Raw genomic sequence first — 23172 nt, forward strand, 5'->3', positions numbered from 1 at the left:
GGAGTCATGAGTCCTGCGCTGCTCTCCGACGACGACATCGCCAAGGCCCTCACCGAACTGCCCGAATGGACCCATGAGGGCAATAGCATCACGCGCACCATCCAGGCCCCCTCGTTCATCGCCGGCATCGAACTGGTGCGCCGGGTGGCCGCCGCGGCCGAGGCCGCCGACCACCATCCCGATATCGATATCCGCTGGCGGCGGGTCACTTTCACGCTGTCCACCCACGCCGCGGGCGGTCTCACGAAACGCGATATGGCTCTCGCTCACGAGATCGATCAACTGCACGCCCAGAGCTGAGCCGCCCGGCCCGGATCATCCACGCATAGAGGGCCAGCACCCCGATCGCGTTCGCCGCGCCCAGCCAGGCCAGATAACCCGGACGCGATATATCCCACATCGACTTCTGCAGGGTTCCCAGCATCCAGGGCACCCCGATCACTGTCGTGAACAGCCAGTAGGCGGCCATCAGGCGCGCACCGGCGGCCTCGCGCAGCGGACCGTGGAGCAGCCACAGAATCAGCGGGACCAGGCAAACCCAGTGGTGTGACCAGGCGATCGGCGACGCCATCAAACCGAACAGCTGCACGATGATCAGCGTGCCCAGCCGATCGTCGGAACGCAGTGCGCGCCAGGCGAAGAACGCGAGCACGGCCGTCACCAGCACGGATGTCTTCCACAGCAGCCCGGACCCGATGTCGTGGCCGGCCAGGCGGCTGAGCGCCCCGCGCAGCGACTGATTGATCACCGAACCGACCGGCCCGATGCGGCCCGGGTCGCCGACCAGTTCCCCGAAGTACCTCCTGGTCTCCCCCGGCGTGAGCAGGAAGGTCAGGCCGATGGTCCCGGCGAAGGCCACCGCCGACCAGATCACCGCGAGCCACTGCCGGCGGGCCACGAAATACAGTCCGGTCACCGCCGGGGTCAGCTTGACTCCGGCACCCAGGCCGATCAACGCACCCGACACCCACCATCGGGCAGTGCGCGCCGCGGCCATGGCGAGCAGCACCAGGAACACATTGACCTGGCCGTAGTCGAGGGTGGACCGCACCGGTTCCAGCCACATGCCGCCCGCGGTCCACGCCACCGCGGTGGTGCGCCAGGACTGGTCATGCATGGCCTCCCGGCCCACGATCATCTCCAGCGAGATCCACACGATGCCGAACAGCGCCGCCGCCGTGGCCAGCAGCCAGCCGACGGCCACCACGTCGAAGGGCAGGAAATGCAGCGGATACAGGACGAGCGCCGCGAACGGTGGATAGGTGAACGGCAGCGGAAATTGTGGTGACCGACTGGAATCGGTCCAGTCGTAGAGGTTCCCGCGGAACAGATTCGCGGCCCCTTCGACATACACGTGCAGGTCCACGAGGATCAGATTGCTGGGCCAGAACAGCGCCCACAGCAGGCGGACCAGCACCGAGATGCCGAGGGCGGCGGCGGCCAGGCGGAAACGTCGATTCACGGCATGGACTTTCGGTCGGGTGGATCACCGACCGGAATTCACGGCTGGCGAGCAGGCCTTTTCAGCGCTCGCTGAGCGTAACCGGACCAACGATTATCCCGCGCACCCCAAATATTAAGGGCACCACCGACATTCGAGGCGCCCGAGATATTCGGGACGCGGATCTCGCGCTGAAAATCTCACCTCACCGGTCGGACAGCTCTTGCGCACGAGATCGATCGACCGGATGCCCGGGGCTGAGCCGGCCCGCCCGGATGATCCAGGCATAGAGCGCCAGCACGCCGAGCACGTCCACCGCGCCCACCCAGGACAGGATGCCCGGACGCGAGATGGTCCAGATCGAATCCTGGAAGAAGCCCAGCACCCAGGGCACGCCGATCAGCGTCACCACCAGCCAGTAACCGGCCAGCACCCGGGCGCCCGCCGCCTGCCGCAGCGGGCCGTAGCACAGCCACAGGATGACCGGCAGGAGCCAGATCCAGTGGTGCGACCAGGAGATCGGCGACACCATCAACCCGAACAGCTGCACGATGATCAGCGTGCCCAGCCGATCGTCGGAATCCAGTGCGCGCCAAGCGAAGAACGCGAGCACGGCCGTCACCAGCGCGGCCGCGATCCACACCGGCCCGGACACCACGTCGTGGCCGAGCAGCCGGCTGAGCGCGCCGCGCAGCGACTGATTGGTCGCCGATCCGACCGGCCCGATGCGATGCGCGTCGCCGAGCAATTCGCGGAAGTACTTGTTGGTCTCGCCGGGGGCGAACAAATAGGTCAGCAGAATGGTCCCGAAGAAGACCAGCGCCGACCAGATCGCCGTGAACCAGCGTTTGCGGGCCGCGAAATACAGCCCGGTGACGGCCGGGGTCAGCTTGATGCCGGCGGCCACGCCGACCAGCGTGCCCGACACCCACCATCGCGCGCTGCGGACCGCGATCATGGCGAGCAGCACCAGGAACACATTGACCTGGCCGTAGTCGAAGGTCGAGCGCACCGGCTCCAGCCACATGCCGATCGCCGTCCACGCCACCGCGGCGGTGCGCCAGGACCGCTCACGCATGGCCTCGCGGCCGACCATCATCTCCAGCGCCGACCACACCACGCCGAACAGCGCCGCCACCGTGGCGAGCAGCCATCCGATGGCTACCACCCCGAAGGGCAGGAAATGCAGCGGATAGAACACCAGCGCCGCGAACGGCGGATAGGTGAACGGCAGCGGAAAGTCCGGCGTCTTACTGGAATCGGTGTAGTCGTAGAGATTTCCGCCGAACAGATTCGCGGAGCCGTCCACATAGACGTGCAGGTCCACGAAGTTCATGCCATTGGGCAGGAACAGGACCCACGCGAGCCGGGCCAGCACCGAAATACCCAGTGCCGCGGCGGCCATATGGAAGTGTCGATTCACGGCACTGTCTTTCAGCTCGGGCGGGTCACCGGCCGAGTGCACGGCTGGCGAATGCGGCTTGCGGGCCTCGCGAATGCGGCGTTGCGGTGGCCCCGGCAAGCGTAGTCGCCCAGCAGAATGTTCCGTGCAGCGCGGACCCTCCGCTGTAACATTTACATCACCGACCCCATCTGTAACAGGCACTCTGGTCTCCCGTTCGATAGCGTCAGCTGATCGAGTTCGCCAAGATCACACCGCGGCTGTACAACACGGCAGCCCGGTCCCTAGAGTGGCGCGGAGCGATGGCTCCATCGCTGCTAGATGTCCCTGAAGGTAAGGACGGCTACACCAGTGCTTCGCACCCGAGGATCGCGGTTCGCAATGTCCGCATTGGCCCTGGCGGCCTGCGCCACCGTCGCCGTGCCGACGGCCGACGCGAACCCCGCGCCGGCACCCAAGAGCGCGTCGATTCCGATGATCCCCGAAGGGGTTCCGGTCGACGCGCTGGCCTCGCTGGTCCCCGCCATCATCGGCGCGGCCACCGGTCCCGCCGATATCGCGGACGCGGGCCCCAAGAACGCCATTCTCGCCCAGGCCAAGCAGCTACTGGAGAGCAGCAACCTGCCGGCGCAGGTGAAGACCACGCTGCTCGCCGTCATCACGTTCCTCGACGGCAGTGGCGGTGGCGGCCCGGACATCCCGAAGGATGGCCCGGTCATCTCGCAGTTCCTGTGGCCGACCATCGGCAAGGGCTGCATCTCCCCCTCCGCCGACTCGGTGGGCACCGCGCTGGCCGTCGGCGGTCCGGCGCAGCTGCCCCCGCCCGGACCGGCGCAGGGTCAGGCCGGTTTCGTGTTCACCGCGCTGGGCACCAAGCAGCCCACCGATGTGCAGCCTGCCCCGATGACGGTGCAGTGGCTGAACCTCGACACGCGCGCCACCGCCACCCAGAACCTGACCAATGACGCGCACATCAACCCGGACGGCCCGGCCACCCTGTCGGCCATCGCCAATACCGGTTCCGGTCGTGTGGTCGCCATCGTCTCGGGTTCGCTGACGACTCAGGCCGATCCGGAGTCACAGCCGATCACCTGCTCGTTCCTGCCGACCATCGGATTCTTCACGGTCGCCTAGCCGACACCCCGAGGTAGCCGAGAATTTCGCCCCCGTTCTCCTCCGTAACTACACGGAAGGGACGGGGGCGAAATCGTTTGCACGGCCGGTTTCCTGTGGTAGACCGACATCTATGGCCGCTGTGACCAACCCCGTTCGGGGACTGTATTCGCGCCGGTCGATCCTCTCGATCCGTTCCGAGGGATCGATCCTGTCGATCGGCTCGGCCTATTCGATCCTGTCCATCGGCAGCGTGGGCTCGGTGCTGTCGATCGGGTCGGTGGGCTCGTTCGGCTCTCTCATCTCCTCGGCTTCCTTCGGCAGCCTCGGCTCCGCATTCTCGGCGCTGTCCCGCTGGTCCCTGTTCTCCTGGAACGGGAACGGTGAGGTCTTCGCCGACGGCAGCGGCGAGGACGAACACACCGATCCCCACCTCATGCTCCGGGTCGTCCCCGAGGAGCCGGACCTGGCGACCGACCCGACCTGCCACTGCCAGACCTGACTACCACCATTGGCCATACTGCGGGGCCAGTACGGCATTGACGTCCACGGAGACGCCGTCGACCTCGCGCTTGTCGATCTCGAACTGGTGCAGGGTGGCGGCGGGATTGACGTAGCCCTTCGGGGTGCCCCAATTGTGTTGCCAGAAGAACGAGCACAGTCCCGCGTCCCGAATGTTGTCGATGGTCGGCGAGTTCGCGTAGACGCCGGTGCGGCCGTGCCCGATGACGGTCTCCCAGCCGCGCAGGTACGGCTCGATGAACTGCTCGAAATCGTCGTCGCCGGGGTTGTCGTCGATGGAGGCGTAGATGGGCGCGGTGTCGGGCCCGCCCGCGGCCTTGTGCAGGATCAATCCCCGTGCGGCGTGCTGCAATCCGGCCGCGTAACCGCCGCGCCAGTCGGCGGTCGGGCCCTTGCCGAACTGGTAGCAGGAGACCACCGACAGGCCCGCGGCGCGCAGGGCGTCGACCTCGCGGGCGAGCAGCGGTTTGCCCGCCATCCATTCGGCGCCGGGCCGCCGGTCGGAAACGTAGCGGATGACGCCGATATGGCCGTCGTCGCTGATGGATTGGGCGGAGGGGACGCCGCCGGCGTAGTCGAGGAGGGTGCCGAGCTGTTGCCCGGCTGCCGCGGTGGCGGGTGGGAGGGTCAGTCCGGCGGTGATTCCGGCGGCGAGAGCCGTGGACCCGGAGAGGAAGTTCCGTCGATTGACATGGGCAGGACGCATCACGGGCTCCTTCGCACACACTCGCTGGTCGAACATTCCAGTCGTGACGATTGGGAGACGGCGTCTCACCGGTGACCGGTTGGAACTACTTGCGGCGTGCCCGGCGCACCTTCCCCGATGAAAACAAGATCATCCGTGCGCCGGGAGCCCTGAACGTGCCCTCATTTCACCATATTCACATTGGAATCGCCAGGCTCATCGAGCACATCGGCACCATATGTCACATCGGGGCGAAACCGGGCAACGACCGGCCGATGGCTAACAAACAGCTATCGAATTGCCGCGGCCGGGGACCTCAGACGCGCGTCGAGTCCAACCGGGCGCCCACATTGATGGTCCGGCGCGACACGTCGGCCACCTCCGCGCGCACGACCTTCGCCACCTGGGCAGCGATCTGCTTGCGCATGCCGGCCAGCTTGCCCAGCGCGGCCGCTCGCCAGCCCTCGGCGGTCATCTCCAGATCGATGTCGCGGGCGCGCGGCGGTACGGCGTCGATGACGATCAGCAACGGCTCGGCGGCACGCGCGGTGAGGGCCACGGGCACCTGCACCTCGGCCCGATAGCGGTTGGTCTTGAGCACGTCCACGGAGATGTCCAGGCTCACCGGAATGGTGAGGTCGAAGCGGACCAGCGCCGGATCGTGGGAGTTCGCGTGTGCCTCGGCTGCCGCGGCCGCCGTCGCGGCCGATTCGGCCGCGGCATGGGGCAATTCGGCGATCCGCGGCTCGGGCACGGGCGTGACGGTGACCGGACCCGCGGCGGCGACCCTCGGTAGTCGCACACTGCCCTGCACCCAGACCTCGGCCTTGTTGCCCGGGCCGGTGCGCAGCGGGCCGACCTCGATGGGCTTGCCCGCCATCGATTCCACCACCTGGCGCACCCGCTCCGCGGTCACGATGCGCGCGAAGAACCGGCGGCCGAATTCGTCGTAGCCGATCCACTCGTGGGTGGGCCGCCCGCGGTAGGCCGAGCGGGTGCCGTCCATGATGGCCTGCACGTCGAAGGTGCGGCCGCGCTGCGAATCCGGGTCGGCCAGAATGCCATTGATGCGATTGGCGACCTCGCGCTGCACCAGTTTGGCGATGGGGTCCAGCAGCAGTTCCCAGGCGGTGCCGATGGCCTGCGCGCGCATGACGAAGCTGACGTCGCGCCCGGTGACCGGGGGAATGTCGATGACGATGAGCAGCGGATCGGCGGTGCGGGCGTGCATGCTGAGGTCGATCTCCACCACCGCCTCCAGCCGCAGCCGCTGCCCGCCGAGGGTGACGTCGACCCGCAGTTTCACCGGGAGCATGACGTCGAAGTGCACGTGCGGCCCGCGCCGGATGACGGTGGGTTTGCCGATGCTGCCCTTGGCCACGAACCGGGCGAGCCCGGCGGGCCCGATTCCGAAGGGGCCGATGGTGATTCCGCGCCCGGCCACGCTGGAGACCGCTGATTCGATCCGGGTTTCCGTCACCGCCGCCGCCACGAAACGTTCGCCGAATTCGGCGTAATCGATCCAGGTCGGTTGGTCGGACGACGTCATCAGCTACTTTCGTCGGGCGGGGACCCCTGTCCTGCCGATGAGGGGGCAGCAGGACAGGGATCAATCGACGACGCTGCCGGGCGCCGCCGAAACCCATCGTAAGCGGAAGATGCGCTCAGTAGTACACCCCGCCCCGCGTGTTTCCAGAATGTGGAATCAGCGTGTTCCCAATCGCCCGAAGCCGACCAGCCCCGATGTGCCGGACGCCCGGAATTTGTGGATGGCGACACCGCCGGATTCACCGGCCTCATTGCCGCCCACCGTGGTGATGGTATCCGAATCCACCGCGATAACGATATTCGTGTGCTGATGGAACACACTGGAATCCGAGTACATCACCACATCGCCGACCCGTGGTAGATATCCGTTGTTCGCCTGCTCGAAACGATGCTGTCCCCGGTAGTACTCCTCCAGGGTGTAGACGCCGGGAATCCGCCAGGATCCGGAATTCGGATTGCTCAACGGTTGACCGGCCGCGCGCATCACCCAGCTGACGAAGTCGGCGCACCAGGGTTCGGCAATGCCCTCGGAGTATTTGTCCCTACCGCTCTGTTCGTCGAATTGCTGTCGCAGAACATCGACCACCTGCGCCTGCCCGGGACTCAACCCGGCGGAATCGACCTGCGGAAAGTCGTGCAGCAGACGCCCGTCCATCTCCCGCGGGCCGTAGGACTCCTCGTGCCGGTGCTGTTGCCACCACCGCACGCCGAGCACTCCCCCGGCACTCAGCGCCGAAATCACCACCAGCGCAACGGCGCTCACCGCCAGCCAGCGCCGCCCTCTGCGCTGCGGGCGCTCGAGCTCGACTGTCATTCGGTCCTCCCCCGTTCCGGCCGGCCGTCGGCCTTACCAATATGGACGTTCCACCCGGCCGCGGAGTTCCCTCATGGGCGGTGGACCAGCCGGCTGCGGCCCATCGGTCCGAGGCGGCTGGGCTGCATGAGCCCGACGCCCTGGGGTGCGAGTTCGGCCAGCTCGGATTGCAGTCTGTCCTGCAGTTCCTCGGCGGCGGCGCGGTGACCGGCGGCCCGCTCGTGGTCGCCGAGGTAGGTGGCCAGCTCGGCGAGGATGCAATCCATGGGCCCGAGCACCGAGGCGCCGGTCTCCAGACCGCAGACGGTGCCCGAGTACGGCAGCAGTTGCTGGTAGACGCCGAGCGCCATGGCCGGATCCTCGAGGGCGATGGCGAGGCGGGCCTTCACTCCGGTGAAGGTGGACCAGAACTGCGGAGCCAGTGGAGGTGCGGCGGCCAGCACGCGACGCGCCTCCTCCGGGCGGCCCGAATGCACCAGGGCCAGTGCGTAACCGTGGATGAACAGCTCCGGTTTGAGAGCGGTGCGCTCGCGCAGATCATTCAGGTAGACGGACATGTCGTTGCGCAGCCAGCCGATGGAGACGGCGATGCCGACGTGCAGCGCATTGCCGTCGCGGGTCGGTTCGGCCGCGCCCTCGCCGGAGTGCGCCACCAGGTCGTCCAGTTCGCCAGAGCCCTCGCCGAGCAGGCGCAGCACCTCATCGGTATTGCCGCGCAACAGTTCCAGCACCATGCCGAAGGGCGCGATGGCGTCCAGCAGGTGCCGCAGCTGTCCGTCGGTGGCGTATTCGCCGGCCCGTCCGGCGTGTTCGGCGGCGGCCACCAGATCGGCGTCGGCCAGGGTGGCGCGGAACAGCAGATAGTGTGCGAGCGCGCGGAACTCGGTGAGTTCGGCCGCGGTGGACACCTCGAGCAGCCGGGTCGCATACCGTTCGAGGTCGTGGGCGCGCAGGAAGCCGCCCGCCGCGAAGGCCGCGAACGCCTGCGCGTTGAGCACCGTGCACAGCAGGTCCGGGTCGTCGAGCGGTTCGGCCAGGGCCATGGCCGAACCGGCCAGGATGCGGGCCGCCGAGGGTTCCTCGACGGCGCGATCGAAAACGGCGGTGACCTGCAACAGAATTCGCGTGCGCACCGGCAACCCGGTATCGGCGCAGGCCAGGCGCAGCGGTTCGCGGATGCGCGGGTCCGGGGTGTGCCAGTCGTGCACCGACCAGATGAGCGGCGTCGGCCAGCAGGTGACGGCGTGCGCGAGCAGCTGCGTCCCGCCCGGCGATGACGCTGTGCCGCCGAGTGATTCGGCCAGATCGAGCGCCTGCTCGCGCGCCGCCCGCGCGGCGATGTGCTGCCCGTCGTAGGCCAGCGCCACCACCAGCTCGCAGCGCGCCTCGACCACCGCGAGCCGATCCGCGCGCGCGGCTCCCGCGCCGGTGTGCCCGGCCAGATCGTGCAGCGCGAGCACCGATCGCCACCGCCGCACGGCATCGGCCCGCATCCGCCGCTCCACACACCGCCGCGCCGCCGCGCGCACGTATGGCAGAGCCACCGTGGCGGTTTCGGCATCCGCCCCCAGCGCCGCGTGATGTGCCAGCGCGTCGATGTCCCTCCCGCGCGGTACGTATACCGCATCGTGCGCGGAACTTGTTCCGGCGTCGGCGAACTCGGGGATTCGGCCGCGGCCGGGCGGTGCCGCCGTGCCGGGGTCTGCGATGCCCGCGCCGTCCGGTTCCGTCTGTCCGGTCGACGAGTCCGTGGCCACCTCGTCGGCCCCGCGAAGGGCCGCGAGCGTCCGGTCGGTGTGACGCGCGGCCCTGGGCCATGGGGACCCGAGGAGCGCCGCGACCAGGTGATCGGCTCCCCACAGCGCGCTGAGCACTCGATTCCCCATGCCCGGAAGGTCTTCCGTCCCGGCCGGGGTGTCGGATCGTCCCGCGTCCTGGCCGGGCGCGACCGCCGCGCGGGTCGAGCCCGGCGCTGCCGGGCCCGGTTCCGGGTCGCTGCGCAGGTATTCGAAGGCGGCCCAGTGCATTCGGGTGCGGCGCAGGGTGGGGAGGTCGTAGTAGACGGTTTCGCGGACCAGGGCGTGGTCGAAGGTGACGCGGCCGGCCCGGTCGGTGCGCAGCAGGCGCGCGGATTCGGCGGCGGCGATCAGGTCGATGACGGTGTCGGCGGGGCGGCCGGCGGAGGCGGCGAGGGTGGTGATGTCGCTGTCCTCGCCCCAGACCGAGAGGTGGCGCAGCAGGTCCACGACGTCGGCGGGGAGCTGGCCGATGCGCCGGCCCAGCAGGTCGCGCACGCTGTCGGGCAGGCCGTCGGTGGTGCCCTGGGTGGCAACGAGTTTGGCGAGTTCGCGCACGAACAGCGGGTTGCCGCCGGTGCGACGGCGTAGCAGTTCCACGGTGCGGTCGTCAGGGGCGGCGAGCCCGGCGGCAGCCGCGGCGCGACGGGTGCCCGCCATGTCGAGGCCGTCGAGTTCGAGGCGGTCGGCGGTGAACAGGGCCAGGGCGGCGGCGGTGTCGCGGACGCCCGGGCCCGCCTCGGTGCCGCGCAGGGTGGCGAGGATGAGGATCGGGCGGTCCCGCAGCCAGTTCACCACCTGCCGCAGCACCTGCAGGGTGGCGGTGTCGGCGCCGTGCACGTCCTCGAGCACGATGGCGATCGGTCTCCCGGCCGAGCGTTCGCGGCAGGAGCGGACCACACGCCGGGCCAGGGTGAAAGCATCGGCGGCGGTGAAGGTTTCGGGGTCGGCGGCGTCGAGGCCGGTGAGTACCTCGGCCCAGGCCCAGGCGGGCGGCGCGGACTCGACCTCGGGGCAGCGGCCGAACACGGTGGTCCAGCCGCGGTCGCCCAGGTGTGTGGTGAGGGCGGTGGCAAGGGTGGTCTTCCCGGCGCCGGCCTCACCGGAGAGCCAGACCAGCCGCACGTGCCCGGCGGACGCGGCGTCGGCGGCGGCCAGCACGGCGGCCCGCTGCGCGGCATATCCGGTGTCCGGCAAGGGTTCCGGATCGGGCAGCGGTTCGGGTTCGGCGGGCCGCACAGGTGCGGGCGGGGTGACCGTCTCGGTGTCCACCGAGTGGGTGAGGATGGCGGTCTCCAGATCCCGCAGTCCCGGACCGGGATCCACCCCGAATTCCAGGGTGAGGAATTCGCGGCTGCGGCGCACCGTGGCGAGTGCGTCCAGCGACTGTCCCAGTCGGTACTGGGCGACGGCCAGCAGCCGCGCGCATTCCTCGCGTCCGGGATGCTCCTCCAGGATGGGCCGCAGGGCCAGCACCACCTCGGCGGGCCGGTTCAGTTCCAGCGCCGCCTGGGCTCGCAGTTCGGCTGCGGTCAGCCGCAGGGCCTGCAGGCGGGCGGCTTCCTGTGCCGCCCAGGGCATTCCGGGGAAGGATTCGAAGGCGCCGCCGTGCCAGCACGCCAGGGCGGCGTCCAGCACCCGCACCTGCTCCAGCGGGTCGGGTCGCCCGGCGGGGTCGCGCATGGCGGCCTCGTGCCCGTGCAGCAGTTGTTCGAAGTGCCAGGAATCCACTTGGGACGGCTCGAGATTGAGCGCATAGCCGTGTGATTCGGACACGATGACACGCGAGTGCGCCCGGCGCGGCCGGTCCGGCTCGAAGACCCGGCGCAGGTTGTGGATGTACACCTGCAGCGCGGCAACGGCTTTGGCGGGCGGGTCACCGTGCCAGAGGTCGTCGATGAGCCGTTCGGTGGGCACCACCCGGCCACCTGCGGCGACCAGTCGTCCCAGCACCGCGCACTGCATGGGCGCGCCCGGAGGCACGCGCTGACCGTCGATGCTGATGTGCAGTGGGCCCAGCACCCCGATGTGTATGAGCGCCATGTCGCTGTGCGACCCCCGAACCCACTTCGAATAAAACCAAACAGGATCCTCTCAATATGACAGAAATTCTGCGACAGTACCCAGTCTTGTGACGGGGCTTAACTCGATACGAAGACGCTCCGAAGAGTTGTCCCGCACACTGCCTAGGGTGTTCGACCCCTCCCCGCCGCCGGACGCCGATCTCGCGGTCCTGCACAGCCTTCCGCATCCGGCCTGCCTGCACGACGGCGGCTACGACGTGGTGGCCGCGAACGAACCCTTCCGGAACCTGTTTCCGGGCACCGGTCCGGGCGCGAATCTGATGACGGCGATCCTGCTGGAACCCATGGCCCGCTACCGGCTGGGCGACTGGGAGGCCGAAGCGCAGGTCATGGTGTCGGCCTTCCGGTCCGCCGCCCCCGACCTGCGGCCGGACCGGGTCGAGGAGATCGTCAATCTGGCGCGCCGCTCCCCCGACTGGGATCGCTTGTGGCACAGCCACGTCGTCCCCCCGGAGCCGCGCGAGCGCACGGTGCTGATGAACGATCCGGTGACCCGCCGGGAACGCCGGATGTACGTGCAGACCTTCGAGTTCCAGTCGCCACAGCGGCCGTGGTGGATGCTGACAGTGGTGCCGTTCGACTAGGTCGGTCAGGCCTCGGCGGCGGGGACCTCGAACCAGCCGTCCTCGGGTTCGGCATAGCCGTGATACATGAGCGGTATGCGCCGGTCCACACCGAAGTGCCGATAGACCGCGAGCATGGTGCTGCGCACGGCCAGGTCGTGGAAGTCGTCGATGCGCCGCGGGCCGAGCCAGTGCTCGGGGAGCAGTGCGAGCCGGGTCATCTCGTCCGGATCGTCCATGTCCAGCCCGATGGGGCCGGGGTCGACGATGAAGTGATCGTGCAGCACCGCGTGCACATCGTGCGGGTCGTGCTGCCCGGCCGCGAAGGCGAGGAAGCGGGTGCGGATGGCGGGCGAGCCGTGCTCCTGGAGCCACTCGATGAGATGCGGGTTGGGGCGCGGAATCGACCTCGCGGACAACGGGGCCTGCTCCACCAGGTGCAGGATGCTGCCGCCGGGCACGCGGTGTTCGGGGACGAGGAAGAGGCTGAGCACGGGGGATCCGGACAGACTGTCGCAGAGGCAGACCTTGGTGCGCATGGGGTTGGTCATGCGCCACTCCTTACGCGGGAGGGGTTGCTGGCTTCGTCATCCGAATCGTGCCGGCTCGCCGAGTTACCAGACTCGGACAGATCTCTCCTCGACGCCCGACCGGTGCAACATCCGGAATTATAGTCGCCGGACACCGACCAGACCGACCGGTCTGACGGTCGATCTGATCGGTCACCCGGCTGCCGTACGGCCCGGTTACGCGCCCACCAGACGGCTGCGCGCGCCCTCTCGGGCCGGCAGCGCCGCCAGCTGGCCCTCGATGGTGACCCGGACAGTCGGCCACTCCTCGTCCAGGATGGAGTAGAAGGCGGTGCTGCGCACCTCGCCGTCCAGCCCGCGCGAGTGCGCCCGGCGCACCCCGTCGCTGGTGGCGCCGAGACGCTCGATCGCCAAGCGGGACCGGAGATTTCGAACATCGGCGCGCATGGCGATCCGCCGCACCCGCCACACCTCGAACGCGTGCTGCAGCAACAGCAGCTTGGACTCCAGATTGATACCCGCGCCGCGCGCCTGCGGGGACAGCCAGGTATTGCCGATCTCGGCGGCATCGGGCACCGCGAGCAGGGGATCTCCGCTCGGCATGCCGTGCACCAGCGGCCACACCACCGGGCCCTGCCAGTAGTCGAAACGGGTGAACCGGGTCGAGCCCAGTACCCGTCCACTGGCGACGGCGATGATGGCGAAGGCCAGCGAGGTGCCCGCGGCATGCCCGGAAAGGGCCTGCGCGACGTATTCCAGCGCCTCGTCCACACCGTGTGGGACAGGCGTGAACGCATACTCATCACGGTTCCCCGCAGCAGCCTCCGCGAGCCCCGAGGCATGCTGCGGCGCAAGGGGTTCCAGCCGTACCAGACGGCCGGTCAGAGTTACGGGTACGGGCACGTTCCCTCGATCTTTCGGAAGGGGTCGGGGGCTCGCCCCAGGCAATGGCCGCCCCGGCCACACACTCCGGAATCGACGAACCAGCCCTGGCGCGCCAGTAGCAGCATCGGATAGTGGGATGAACGATAGCGGAACACCAGCGCACCACGCTGCAGGCGGCATGTAAATTTCATGCGCTCTACCGCGCGTCGCGCGGGTTATTTCACAGGTGTCTTACAGCCTTTCCGGCACGGCCATCCGCTACCTGCCGGCGATCCCCTTTCGGGCTGCCAGGAAATGCGAATACCTATGCGGTGGAAGGTATTACTACGCCGGTCTTCCCCGCCAGAAACCGTCGTGTACCGCCCTTGCCTCCGCGACCTCGATCGGGCCGATGACCGGCAGTGCGCGCTGACCGGCGGCGAATACCGCACGACAGGGCAGCGACATGGTCGGGTTCTCGGGATCCGCACCGGTCAGGGCCAAGAGCTGGTCCTCGCCGAGTGCATAAACCACCCGCCCGATATTTCCCCAGTAGATCGCCCCCGCGCACATTGCGCAGGGTTCGGTACTGGTGTAAAGCGTGCAGCCACGCAGAAACTCGGCGTCATAGGCGGCGCTCGCCAGCCGCACCAGATTCGTTTCCGCATGTCCCGTCGCATCACGCGCGGTGATCACCGTGTTCTCCGCCTCCAGCAACACCCTTCCCCCGGGCTCGGCCAGCACCGCCCCGAATGGATGATTGCCGTGCTCACGCGACCGCCGCGCAATGCCGACAGCCGTCAGCAGATTTTCCATATCCCGCTCGCTGAGCGATTCGACCACCCGAACACCTTGCCACACAACCACTTCAGTGCCACCGGAGGGGTTCGAAGACCGCTGGGAGGTGGGTCGCGGCCACAAACGCGGGTACCTCTTGCTTTTAGCAGGCACTCCACCCATGCTTAACGCTAGTTGAACTGGCTTTAGGGAGGCGGCATGGCGGGCGCGGAGGAACGGCGGAACACGGCGGATCACCTCGAGATCCGGGTGGTCATCGGCGGCGAAAGGGTGTCCCGCGACCGGGTGCTGGCATGGGAGTCACGCCGCACCCGCGCTGTGCTCGCGAAATTCGAGACCCGGCTCGGGCCGCGGGCATTCGCCGAACTCACGCCCGCGCACACCGCCGCCGACCTACGGCACGCGACACTCGACCGGCAGCGGGCAGCGCTCACAACCCTGAAGATGCGACTGGGGCACGCGGGGATCTACGCCATGCTCGGGCGGGAGCCGGCGTTCTCCGAGCGAGCTGCCCGGATCGGCGTCGCGGCGAGCCGGGGCCGGACCAGGCACAGTGCCGTCCGGGTCGAAGTGCCGAACTACTCCGCCGCACGGTTCGCGGCCTGGTTCGACGCTCTGACCGCGAGCAATGCCGAGGCCGACATGGTCGACGCATGCCCGGATCATTACCTGCTGCGTGGCTTGCCCGATGGCCGGCAGGAAGTCGTCGAAACCACCGGTGGCTCACCGACGGTCACCAGATTCCTCGTCGATTACACCTCGACGGACGCGCTCACCATTCCGCCCGACCCCGCTTATCCGATCCAGATCGCGGGTCACGCGGTACTCGACGACGGCCTGATCATCGGTGGGGTGCGCCATCAATTCCGGGATCGGGACGGCGGGATGGAGGCCCTGCTGACCGTGCAGTTCCCGGGGGTATTCCCCGCCCGGCTGATTCGCGAACACCAGTGGCACCTGGCCACGGAGTTCAGCAATTGGATGATCGCGGCGGGCCCGGTCGCGGCCGGATCGGCGCCGATGCGGTGATCACGGCCGCGGACCGGCAATCGCGCCGTCGAGCAGCAGGTCGACGAGGCGGACACACAGCTGCGGATCGATCGGTTCCCGGGTGACCAGCGTGCGGAATTGCAGTGGCGCGATCAAGGTTTCGAGCAGCAGCCGCGGGTCGGTCCCGGCGGGCAGCTCGCCGCGGTCGACGCCGCGCTCGACGATCGGCCTGGTCAGTTCGAGCCGCGTGGTCCAGAACGCCTCCCGCACGCGCGCCCACCGCGGTTCGCCACCGCCGAACGACAGCGCCTGATTGAGCGCTCGGCCGTGCGGCGTGCCGAGGTAGGCCGCGACGGCGTCGAGCAGTACGTAGAGGTCGGTCCGGATCGCCCCGGTATCGGGCACCGGTATCCGCTGCTCGCTGTAGCTGAGCAGGGTGTCGATGATCAGCTCGTCCCGGCTGCCCCAACGCCGATAGATCGTCGTCTCGTGCACCCCCGACGACGCGACCACATCCGACACCGCAAACTCGCCAACCCCCTTGTCCGCCAGCACATTCAACGCCGCCTCGAGCACGGCCTCGCGCACCCGGGCGGATCTGCCGCCCGGCCGCCGCCGAACCTCACCATCTGTCACCGAACCTCCACAAACACAAGCCGAACTGGCGTTTAGCAGTGTAGGCCGGGGGCTTGTCGCCGGGAGATCATCGGCGGAAGATCGATTAGGCAGCTGTTCCGGGTCGGGGTCTGAACCGCCATCGCTCATCCAAGGAACGGAGCCCAAAATGAAGACCAAAATTGCCTCGATAATCGCCGCGACCGGCATCGCCATGTCGCTCGCCGGGCTGGCCGCTCCTACCGCATCGGCCGCTCCGCCCACACCCGTGCCGGTCACCGACACCGTCGGGTCGGTCACGTTCTGCTTCGGCGTCCCGCTGGGCTTCTTCACCTTCAACATCTGCATCTGACGCGCAGAGCGAGGTTGCGGCCCAACCGCGCACCGCGCGGTGGGCCGCTCGCTCGGACGCGGCGATATCTCGCCCGTCTCCGAAATTACTGTCGCACAACCCTTTCAACTGCGACCGATGCACAGCGGGCCCAGTCGGATCCGAACCGGGTGGCATTCCGAAACTGGATCGACCGTTCATGACCGTGGAACGCAGCCCGGTGATCTACCCGCGGCAGGCTGGAGCGTCTGCTCGCCTCACGGCTATCACACGAACTCGACCGCACCGCCACCGATTTGCCGCGGGTCACATCGACATCGTGCTCAACGGAGCGGATCACACGGAGGTCGCACCATGATCACAGGTACGGGGCGAGTGGCATTGGTGACGGGGGCCAGCAGCGGAATCGGCGCGGCCACCGCGCGTCTGCTGGCGGCGCGAGGAATGCGCGTGGTGGTCAACTACCTGCACAGCGAGGCAGCGGCCGGGGAGGTCGTGGCCGGGATCGGGGAGGCAGGCGGCCACGCGCTGGCTGTACAGGCCGATGTCCGTGAGTCCGCCGCGGTCGAGAACCTGATCGAACGGGTGCAGAAGCAGTGGGGTGGCGTCGACGTGCTCGTGCACAACGCGCTCACCCCGTATGCGATCAAGTCGTTCCAGGACATGACGTGGAAAGAACTGGGCGGCAAGCTCGATGACGAAATGCGTGCGGCGTTCACGGTTACCAAGGCCGTCCTGCCGGCCATGACCGCACAAGGCTGGGGGCGCATCATCTACATCGGCACCGGGCTCAGCCGCCGGCCCCGAGCGGGCATGATCGCGCTGGGCACCGCCAAAGCCGCACTCGCGCAGTTCGCTCGTTACCTCGCCCAGGAGCTCGGGCCGTGGGCCATCACGGTCAACGTCGTGGAGCCCGGCCCGGTGGAGGACACCCGCATCGCGGGCGTGCTCGACGACGAGATCAAACGGCGGCAGGTGGCCGCGACACCGCTCGGCCGCCTGGCCCTGACCGGGGACGTCGCCCAGGCGGTCGCGTTCTACGCCAGCGAGGACAACTCCTTCATGACCGGCACCACCGCCGCGGTGAACGGCGGCATGGCCATGTACTGACGAGGGAAGAACGCTCATGGACACGATCGATCTCGCCTACGTCGGTCGGGGATTTCACGAGGAACTGGTTGCCTATATCGCCGACCAACAGGACTTTTACGCCGACGAAGGCGTCCACGTCGCCCTGCGCGACGGCTGCACCTGGGATGAGGAACGACTACGCCGGTGCGCCACCATCGGGCTCGGCCGGGCCCTGCTGTCCCGGTTGACCAATGGAATTCCCTGGGTCGCGCTGACCGTCAACACCCACCGGCCGCTGTTCTGGTTCCTGGCCCGCTCCGGCATGACCTCGCCGGCCGGCCTGTCCGGCAGACGGGTCGCGGTACACGCGCCCCACACCGCGCCCGGATGCTTTGCGCGGATCGCGTTGCGCCGGATCGGTCTGGACCCGGACCACGACATCCACCCGATCGCCCGCGCGCCCGGCGACTACGGGATGGACCTGCGCATGCTGCACGACGGCACGATCGATGCCGCCGTCGTCGGCAGCACCATGGCACCCGAAGCGGTTGCCGCAGTGGAGGGCTGGCAGGTAGTGGCCTGGGTCGGCGACCTCTTCCAGATCCCCACCGTCGGTGTAGCCGTCGATCCGACCTACCTCAGTCCCGACGCTCCCGCGGTCCAGGCCGTCGTACGAGCCCACCGGCGTGCGCTGCAGGTGATCCACGACGACACCGATACCGCGGTGCGCCATCTGCGAACCTTCCTCGGCCGGCACACCGCGGACGAAGTCCGAGCCCACTACAAGACCTTCATCGCACCGTATTTCACCACCGACGGCCGCGCCGACCTCGCCGTCGGCGATACCGCGATCACTGCGGTAGCCACCGAACTCGGGGTGCCAGTCACCGTCACCGCGGCCGACTTCTACCGCACCACCTAGCAGCCGGAAGCGGCGGCGCTGAGATGTATTCGACGGAACCACAACAGGTTTCACGGAACCAGACAGGTCGATACACCACCCGGAAGGACACCTCATGAAAATCGCAGTCATCGGCGGCACCGGACTGATCGGATCGCAGGTCGTCGAGGATCTGAACGCCGCCGGACACCAGGCGATGCCGCACTCGCATTCCACCGGTGTGGATGTGATCAGCGGCGAAGGATTGAACGAAGCCCTGGCCGGCGCCGACGTCGTCGTCAACTTGACCAATTCCCCGACCTTCGACGAGGCCTCCCCGGCGTTCTTCCAGACCTCCATGGACAACCTCGTGACCGCTGCCCGCAGCCAGGGCGTGGGCCATTTCGTCATCCTGTCGATCATCGGTGCGGACCAGGCGCAGGATCTGGACTACTACCGGGCAAAGGTGCTGCAGGAGAACATCCTGGCGGCCGGGTCGATCCCCTACTCCATCGTCCGGGCGACACAGTTCATGGAGTTCATCGACGCCGTGCTGTCGTGGACCACCGACGGTGACACCGTCCGACTGCCCACGACACCGATCCAGCCGATCGCCGCGAAAGACGTCGCCGCCGCGGTAGCAGAAGTCGCGACCGGCGCCCCGCTGAACGGCGCCCGCCACATCGCCGGCCCCGACATCTTCCCCCTCGACGAACTGGGCCGAATCACCCTGGCCCGCAAAGGCGACGGCCGAACCGTGGTCACCGACCCCACCGCCGGCATGTTCGCCCAAGTCAAAGGCGACGTCCTCACCGATAAAAACGCCCACCTCGCCCCCACCCACTACTCCGACTGGCTCTCCTGACCCGCTTACGCGACGAACAGCAACACCCAGGCGGGCTCATACCTGACGCCGCTCAGACGTTGAAGCGGAATTCGACCCGCTCGACCGCCACCCACGAGCGTGCGTCGCAGGCCGCTCTCCCAGACCGTACGCACGCCGATCGGGCAGCGAAACACCCTGCTACACAACATCTTCAGCCGACTCACCAACGGCGGTATGGCGGCCCGGGCACGGCCTGGTCAACAGATCGGGCCGGGCCGGGCCGCCGTTGCCTGGAGCAGATCTCGCAGCAAGTCGAAGTCGATGTTCTCCGGCCTGCGGAACCGCAGGCAGCCCTTGCCCATGTCCTGCCCGGCCAGCTGTTCCCCGAACGCCTCACGGACGTCACTGCGCATGAGATAGAAAGAGATGTACTGCTTCTGGCTGGCAAACGCGATCTCCGCGGCACCGTCCCGCTCGTATGCGGGCATCCCGTACGCCATGACCTCGTGGAAGCCCACCAGCTCTTTTCGGCACAGCCGCCGCAACTCGGCCAGCGCGCCCCTGCGTTCCTCGGGAACCTCGGTCAGATAGCCATCGACGTCGACTGCCTTGCTCTGCACCATTCCACGAGGCTATCCAGGAACGGGGTAGCGCGCCCGTAGTGAGCTGCTGACCTGCTGGTGCGTGGCGTGGGGAGGCTGCCGCGAACCGCTGGAAGCCCGGCCCGAGGCCCATCGGCCGGCCTCAGACCGCGGCGAGTTCGTGCTGCAGCACTTCGCTCGCGGCACGTTCACCCGAGCGAATGGCTCCGTCGACCCAACCGCACATGACGGCCGAGCTCTCGGTTCCGGCCCAGTGGATACGGCCGCACGGTTCGCGCAGCGTTCGGCCGAACTGGGTGAGCACACCGGTCGGCGTGTGACTGAGCATCCCGCCGCCGGAATAGCGCTCGGCACTCCAGTCCTGCTCGATGTAGTCGACCGGGACACCGGCTTTTTCGCCGAATCGCGTGACCAATTCATGGAGTATCGCTGTCCTGCGTTCGGCGGGATCGAGTCGACCGATCTGCCGTGCGACGGGCCCTTCGGAAATGACGCACAGGACCCCGGGCCGCCCGGTGTCGGTACAGCCGTCGATGGTGACGGTGGCCGGCGATCCCGGCGCGGCGGACTGACCCGACAACCCGTCGCGCCGCCAGAACGGCTCGTCGTACACGACGGAAATCTTGACGACCGAGCCACTGGGCACCCGCTGATGCAGTAGCGAGCGATCGACCGGCAACATCGGCTCGTACCGGATCTGACCGGCGATCGCCAGGGGGACGGCCACGATCGCCCGACGTGCGCGCACCGTCGATCCATCCGCGTGCACCCTGACCCCGGCGGCGTCCTGCTCGATACTGTGCACCGGCTGCGACAGGTGAATCGAGTCGCCGAGCTCGGCCGCCATCGGCCGGTAGATCGCACCCATGCCCCCGACCGGCCGAGAGTCCTGGGCGCCGCCCTTGACGCCGAATACGAAGTTGGGCCCACCTCCCGATGCCATCTGATACAGCGCGAAGAGCATCGACACTTCCGAGGCGGCCGAGGTGTAACTGCCCGCGATGGCGGTCTCGAGCAGATCATGGGCGGGCTTGGACCAGACGGTGCGATCCAGCCATTGCGCCAGGCTCATGGAATCCCACTTGTCGGCCTTCTTCGCCTCCCACGGCGCCTCCAGCGGGATCGACTTGCACAGGTGCCCCAGCTCGACGAAGCTCGCGCCGAGATTCATCGACGCCCAAGGGCTCATCGACCACGGGATCGTGCCGCTGTAGCGGTACTGCTTGCCGTCGACGACCATCATGGCCTCACCGTCGGTGTACTGCCGGTAACTCCGTACCCCGAACTCGTTCATCAAGGCCTGGATGCGGTCCTGTCCCGGCCCTATCCAGGCACCACCGCGGTCGATCCAGCAACCGTCCGCGCGCACCTCGGTGAAGGTGCGCCCGCCGAGCCGGTCGCGGGCTTCCAGCACCGCCACCGATCGCTCCGCCTGCTTCAGCCGCAACGCAGCCGTCAATCCCGCGAATCCGCCACCGATTACGCAATAGTCGAAGTCCGTCATCGAGCCGCCTTCGTCTCGAAGTTCTCCTGGCCACCACCGGGCCACGACACTGCCCGCACCCCATGACTCGACGGATGCGAACCGCCTCCGATCAGACCCGCACCCAAACCAGCAATTCTATAGCAAATCGCACAGGCGGATAGGACCAACGAAGGTCATGACAGTTGTGCATGAGTTCGCAGGGAGAGCGCACGATAACGCCGCATCCCGTGCGGTATCGGCCAGCAGCGAGACCGATGCCCAGGACATCCTCTTCTGACAATTGTACGGTGTCGGACAAGCATTCCGTGTCCGAGGTCTCGCGCGCGGTCAGGTGTCGAGTGATTGCCGATCGGCGAGCCAGGTCTGTGGGTTTTCGCCGGTGGCGAGGAAGATCGTGCGGCGTCCGACTTGCACGGCGTGATCGGCGAACCGCTCGTAGTAGTGGGCGAGCAGAGCGAGATCGACAGCGGCAGTGACTCCGTCGTGCCAGTCCGGACCGCGCACCGCAGTGAACAGTTCGCGGTGCAGTTCGTCCATCACGTCGTCTTGCTGATCGAGTCGTGCGGCGTCTTCCGGATCGCGGGACTCCAAAACCGCTGCGGCGCTGGCGACTATGGCGACCGCAGCCGCACCCATGTTCACAACAATGGGGCGGACCGAGTCCGGGACGGCATGGCCGGGGTGCCGGCGTCGGGCGGTCCTGGCGATGTGGCTCGCCAGGGTGCCCATGCGGGCGAGGTCGCCGACGAGCTGCAGGGCAGTCACGACCTGGCGCAATTCACTGGCGACCGGTGCTTGCCGGGCCAGCAGATCGACCGCGGCCTGTTCGCAGTGATCACGCATGGTCTCGACCTCCGCGCACACGTCGATAGCGTGCTCGGCCTGTTCGATGTCGGCGTCGAGCAACGCGTTCGTCGCCGCCGCGACCGCGTCGCGATCACGCAGACTCATCGCAACGAGCAGCGTGGCGAGACGAGCGAGACTCGCGTGATACTCGGTCCGCATGGCTCCATCTTCGTCGAACCACGACAATTCCGCTGACCAGCAGAAATAAGCTAACGGCGGGGCTCGGTGAATGTCTCCGCCCATCCCGCCGACTCCGACTCGGCAGTGTCGAAGGTGCGTCTGGTCGCCGTCGAACCGCCATAGCTTTCACGCCGCGGTGACCCGCCGGGTCTGGCCTGCAACGCCAACAGCCGCACGCCCCGGGAAACGTATGCCTGCCAGCCCGAACCCAGCACCCCACCGGACATACCGCATACCGCGCGGACCTGACCGGCCGGCGCGGACCCTCGAAAGATCAATGGTCGGGGCGGCTGACCGAGCGCTGGCAGTGCGACCACCCAGCAACGCAGGAAGATACCTGCGATCTCAACGGGTCCGCGTGTGTGCCGACCCGTTGAGACCACATTGACTTGTCGGCGTACTTCAGCGCTGCCCAGGAGCCGCCGAGTAGATGTGTCCGGCAAATTCGGCGAGTTGATTGTCAGGCAGATGCCTGGCCAGATCTGCCTCGCTGATCATGCCGACCATCCTCTTGTTCTCGATCACGGGCAGTCGCCGGATTCGATGGCTCACCATCTCGTGCAGTACGTCCTGCACGTCGGCATCGGCATCGATCCACCGTGGCGTGCCCTCGCACAGCTCGGCGCAAGACATCTTCGCCGGATCACGGCCGTCGGCAGTGCATTTCACGACGATGTCGCGGTCTGTGATGATGCCGATCATGCGCTCGTTCTTGTCGCCGATCGGCAAGGCTCCAACCCCTAGTTGGCGCATCACCTGCGCCGCGCGCTGAACGGTGTCTGTGCTGGTCATCCAATGCGCGCCCGGGTGCATGATGTCGCGAGCGGTAGTCATGGTCACCTCCAGATAGGGAGCTACGGACCTCTCCAACGGTAACGACGTCGCGGTCGGCGGCGCAGCAGAATCGATAGCTGGATGTTCTGTTCCTCCGCTGACCGCGGCTGACAGCATCGGCCATCGCGCAGCCCCAAGTGAAACGACCGAGCCCCCACCCGGATCCCCGAATGAGGGCTCAGCAGATTCTCTACCAGCAGCGATACACGCGCTGCCGTAATTCCTCGCAGAGGTTCAGACGTTGAATCTGAATTCGACCCCATTGACGTTGAACCCGAAGTGTGTGCCGATGACCAGCATGATCAGAAACCTACCATCCCGAATGTGCTGTTACACAGCATCTTCCGCAGA

23 protein-coding genes are annotated in these 23172 nt (G+C 67.7%); 9 read left to right on the top strand and 14 right to left on the bottom strand.

Features of this window, described 5'->3' with window-relative positions:
* The first annotated feature begins 6 nt into the window (after nt 1–6).
* Nucleotides 7–300, top strand: a complete 294-nt coding sequence (locus tag ACWEQQ_RS23075; protein ID WP_452344302.1) for a 4a-hydroxytetrahydrobiopterin dehydratase — start codon at nt 7–9, stop codon at nt 298–300.
* On the opposite strand, the gene ACWEQQ_RS23080 is transcribed toward ACWEQQ_RS23075, so the two are convergent.
* Both ACWEQQ_RS23080 and ACWEQQ_RS23085 read right to left on the bottom strand, forming a co-directional pair.
* A complete protein-coding gene (locus ACWEQQ_RS23080) occupies nt 242–1462 on the bottom strand; it encodes a mannosyltransferase (RefSeq protein WP_452349627.1) in 1221 nt (406 codons plus the stop codon). The genes ACWEQQ_RS23075 and ACWEQQ_RS23080 overlap by 59 nt on opposite strands.
* Before the next feature lie 184 nt (nt 1463–1646).
* Nucleotides 1647–2879 (bottom strand): mannosyltransferase, encoded by a 1233-nt coding sequence (locus ACWEQQ_RS23085; protein WP_452349685.1) that lies wholly within the window; start codon nt 2877–2879, stop codon nt 1647–1649.
* A gap of 345 nt (nt 2880–3224) precedes the next feature.
* On the opposite strand from ACWEQQ_RS23085, the gene ACWEQQ_RS23090 reads away from it, so the two are divergent.
* Both ACWEQQ_RS23090 and ACWEQQ_RS23095 read left to right on the top strand, forming a co-directional pair.
* Nucleotides 3225–3977: an Rv1157c family protein gene (locus ACWEQQ_RS23090; RefSeq protein WP_452349628.1), complete on the top strand. Its 753-nt coding sequence runs from the start codon at nt 3225–3227 to the stop codon at nt 3975–3977.
* A gap of 112 nt (nt 3978–4089) precedes the next feature.
* Nucleotides 4090–4458 (top strand): hypothetical protein, encoded by a 369-nt coding sequence (locus ACWEQQ_RS23095; RefSeq protein WP_452349629.1) that lies wholly within the window; start codon nt 4090–4092, stop codon nt 4456–4458.
* On the opposite strand, the gene ACWEQQ_RS23100 is transcribed toward ACWEQQ_RS23095, so the two are convergent.
* The 4 genes from ACWEQQ_RS23100 to ACWEQQ_RS23115 all read right to left on the bottom strand — a co-directional run bounded on the left by ACWEQQ_RS23100 (nt 4459) and on the right by ACWEQQ_RS23115 (nt 11364).
* Nucleotides 4459–5184 (bottom strand): DUF1906 domain-containing protein, encoded by a 726-nt coding sequence (locus tag ACWEQQ_RS23100; protein WP_452349630.1) that lies wholly within the window; start codon nt 5182–5184, stop codon nt 4459–4461. It abuts the gene before it with no gap.
* 295 nt (nt 5185–5479) lie between these two features.
* Nucleotides 5480–6712, bottom strand: coding sequence for a hypothetical protein (locus ACWEQQ_RS23105; RefSeq protein ID WP_452344305.1), 1233 nt, complete (start codon nt 6710–6712; stop codon nt 5480–5482).
* Between the two features lie 156 nt (nt 6713–6868).
* Nucleotides 6869–7525, bottom strand: coding sequence for a CHAP domain-containing protein (locus ACWEQQ_RS23110; RefSeq protein ID WP_452349631.1), 657 nt, complete (start codon nt 7523–7525; stop codon nt 6869–6871).
* 71 nt (nt 7526–7596) lie between these two features.
* A complete protein-coding gene (locus tag ACWEQQ_RS23115; protein WP_452349632.1) occupies nt 7597–11364 on the bottom strand; it encodes a BTAD domain-containing putative transcriptional regulator in 3768 nt (1255 codons plus the stop codon).
* Between the two features lie 148 nt (nt 11365–11512).
* Here ACWEQQ_RS23115 and ACWEQQ_RS23120 point away from each other — a divergent pair, with 148 nt between their 5' ends.
* On the top strand, nt 11513–11989 hold the full coding sequence (locus tag ACWEQQ_RS23120) for an MmyB family transcriptional regulator (RefSeq protein ID WP_452344308.1): 477 nt from the start codon (nt 11513–11515) through the stop codon (nt 11987–11989).
* Nucleotides 11990–11994: 5 nt separating this feature from the next.
* Here the strand turns inward: ACWEQQ_RS23120 and ACWEQQ_RS23125 are convergent, their stop codons facing one another.
* The 3 genes from ACWEQQ_RS23125 to ACWEQQ_RS23135 all read right to left on the bottom strand — a co-directional run bounded on the left by ACWEQQ_RS23125 (nt 11995) and on the right by ACWEQQ_RS23135 (nt 14205).
* Entirely contained in the window at nt 11995–12519 is a 525-nt protein-coding gene (locus tag ACWEQQ_RS23125; RefSeq protein ID WP_452345863.1) for a hypothetical protein, read from the bottom strand.
* Between the two features lie 195 nt (nt 12520–12714).
* A complete protein-coding gene (locus ACWEQQ_RS23130) occupies nt 12715–13401 on the bottom strand; it encodes a GNAT family N-acetyltransferase (RefSeq protein WP_452349633.1) in 687 nt (228 codons plus the stop codon).
* 306 nt (nt 13402–13707) lie between these two features.
* Nucleotides 13708–14205 (bottom strand): nucleoside deaminase, encoded by a 498-nt coding sequence (locus ACWEQQ_RS23135; RefSeq protein ID WP_452345861.1) that lies wholly within the window; start codon nt 14203–14205, stop codon nt 13708–13710.
* Nucleotides 14206–14358: 153 nt separating this feature from the next.
* Here ACWEQQ_RS23135 and ACWEQQ_RS23140 point away from each other — a divergent pair, with 153 nt between their 5' ends.
* On the top strand, nt 14359–15189 hold the full coding sequence (locus ACWEQQ_RS23140) for a hypothetical protein (RefSeq protein ID WP_452349634.1): 831 nt from the start codon (nt 14359–14361) through the stop codon (nt 15187–15189).
* On the opposite strand, the gene ACWEQQ_RS23145 is transcribed toward ACWEQQ_RS23140, so the two are convergent.
* Nucleotides 15190–15786 carry a TetR/AcrR family transcriptional regulator gene (locus tag ACWEQQ_RS23145; RefSeq protein ID WP_452345859.1) on the bottom strand — a complete coding sequence of 199 codons (597 nt, stop codon included), beginning with the start codon at nt 15784–15786 and terminating at the stop codon, nt 15190–15192.
* A 148-nt stretch (nt 15787–15934) separates the two neighbouring features.
* On the opposite strand from ACWEQQ_RS23145, the gene ACWEQQ_RS23150 reads away from it, so the two are divergent.
* The 4 genes from ACWEQQ_RS23150 (at nt 15935) to ACWEQQ_RS23165 (ending at nt 18912) form a co-directional block, all read left to right on the top strand.
* Nucleotides 15935–16117, top strand: coding sequence for a hypothetical protein (locus tag ACWEQQ_RS23150; protein WP_452345858.1), 183 nt, complete (start codon nt 15935–15937; stop codon nt 16115–16117).
* 333 nt (nt 16118–16450) lie between these two features.
* Complete coding sequence (locus ACWEQQ_RS23155; RefSeq protein ID WP_452349635.1) at nt 16451–17206, top strand: SDR family NAD(P)-dependent oxidoreductase; 756 nt, start codon at nt 16451–16453, stop codon at nt 17204–17206.
* 16 nt (nt 17207–17222) lie between these two features.
* Nucleotides 17223–18089 (top strand): ABC transporter substrate-binding protein, encoded by an 867-nt coding sequence (locus tag ACWEQQ_RS23160; RefSeq protein WP_452349636.1) that lies wholly within the window; start codon nt 17223–17225, stop codon nt 18087–18089.
* A 94-nt stretch (nt 18090–18183) separates the two neighbouring features.
* Entirely contained in the window at nt 18184–18912 is a 729-nt protein-coding gene (locus tag ACWEQQ_RS23165) for an SDR family oxidoreductase (RefSeq protein ID WP_452349637.1), read from the top strand.
* Between the two features lie 218 nt (nt 18913–19130).
* On the opposite strand, the gene ACWEQQ_RS23170 is transcribed toward ACWEQQ_RS23165, so the two are convergent.
* The 4 genes from ACWEQQ_RS23170 to ACWEQQ_RS23185 all read right to left on the bottom strand — a co-directional run bounded on the left by ACWEQQ_RS23170 (nt 19131) and on the right by ACWEQQ_RS23185 (nt 22821).
* On the bottom strand, nt 19131–19496 hold the full coding sequence (locus ACWEQQ_RS23170) for an iron chaperone (RefSeq protein WP_452349638.1): 366 nt from the start codon (nt 19494–19496) through the stop codon (nt 19131–19133).
* Nucleotides 19497–19617: 121 nt separating this feature from the next.
* Entirely contained in the window at nt 19618–20979 is a 1362-nt protein-coding gene (locus ACWEQQ_RS23175) for a flavin monoamine oxidase family protein (RefSeq protein WP_452349639.1), read from the bottom strand.
* 309 nt (nt 20980–21288) lie between these two features.
* On the bottom strand, nt 21289–21966 hold the full coding sequence (gene phoU, locus ACWEQQ_RS23180; protein WP_452349640.1) for a phosphate signaling complex protein PhoU: 678 nt from the start codon (nt 21964–21966) through the stop codon (nt 21289–21291).
* A gap of 423 nt (nt 21967–22389) precedes the next feature.
* Nucleotides 22390–22821: a CBS domain-containing protein gene (locus ACWEQQ_RS23185; protein WP_379443319.1), complete on the bottom strand. Its 432-nt coding sequence runs from the start codon at nt 22819–22821 to the stop codon at nt 22390–22392.
* Nucleotides 22822–23172 lie beyond the last annotated feature (351 nt).

The organism is Nocardia sp. NPDC004123 (genome assembly GCF_053603795.1).

Coding starts and splice junctions, on each gene's coding strand:
- ACWEQQ_RS23150 (WP_452345858.1), top strand. CDS start 15,935: ATGAAGACCAAAATTGCCTCGATAATCGCCGCGACCGGCATCGCCATG.
- ACWEQQ_RS23110 (WP_452349631.1), bottom strand. CDS start 7,525: ATGACAGTCGAGCTCGAGCGCCCGCAGCGCAGAGGGCGGCGCTGGCTG.
- ACWEQQ_RS23115 (WP_452349632.1), bottom strand. CDS start 11,364: ATGGCGCTCATACACATCGGGGTGCTGGGCCCACTGCACATCAGCATC.
- ACWEQQ_RS23095 (WP_452349629.1), top strand. CDS start 4,090: ATGGCCGCTGTGACCAACCCCGTTCGGGGACTGTATTCGCGCCGGTCG.
- ACWEQQ_RS23125 (WP_452345863.1), bottom strand. CDS start 12,519: ATGACCAACCCCATGCGCACCAAGGTCTGCCTCTGCGACAGTCTGTCC.
- ACWEQQ_RS23105 (WP_452344305.1), bottom strand. CDS start 6,712: ATGACGTCGTCCGACCAACCGACCTGGATCGATTACGCCGAATTCGGC.
- phoU (WP_452349640.1), bottom strand. CDS start 21,966: ATGCGGACCGAGTATCACGCGAGTCTCGCTCGTCTCGCCACGCTGCTC.
- ACWEQQ_RS23165 (WP_452349637.1), top strand. CDS start 18,184: ATGAAAATCGCAGTCATCGGCGGCACCGGACTGATCGGATCGCAGGTC.
- ACWEQQ_RS23155 (WP_452349635.1), top strand. CDS start 16,451: ATGATCACAGGTACGGGGCGAGTGGCATTGGTGACGGGGGCCAGCAGC.
- ACWEQQ_RS23090 (WP_452349628.1), top strand. CDS start 3,225: ATGTCCGCATTGGCCCTGGCGGCCTGCGCCACCGTCGCCGTGCCGACG.
- ACWEQQ_RS23100 (WP_452349630.1), bottom strand. CDS start 5,184: ATGCGTCCTGCCCATGTCAATCGACGGAACTTCCTCTCCGGGTCCACG.
- ACWEQQ_RS23140 (WP_452349634.1), top strand. CDS start 14,359: ATGGCGGGCGCGGAGGAACGGCGGAACACGGCGGATCACCTCGAGATC.
- ACWEQQ_RS23075 (WP_452344302.1), top strand. CDS start 7: ATGAGTCCTGCGCTGCTCTCCGACGACGACATCGCCAAGGCCCTCACC.
- ACWEQQ_RS23185 (WP_379443319.1), bottom strand. CDS start 22,821: ATGACTACCGCTCGCGACATCATGCACCCGGGCGCGCATTGGATGACC.
- ACWEQQ_RS23175 (WP_452349639.1), bottom strand. CDS start 20,979: ATGACGGACTTCGACTATTGCGTAATCGGTGGCGGATTCGCGGGATTG.
- ACWEQQ_RS23170 (WP_452349638.1), bottom strand. CDS start 19,496: ATGGTGCAGAGCAAGGCAGTCGACGTCGATGGCTATCTGACCGAGGTT.
- ACWEQQ_RS23160 (WP_452349636.1), top strand. CDS start 17,223: ATGGACACGATCGATCTCGCCTACGTCGGTCGGGGATTTCACGAGGAA.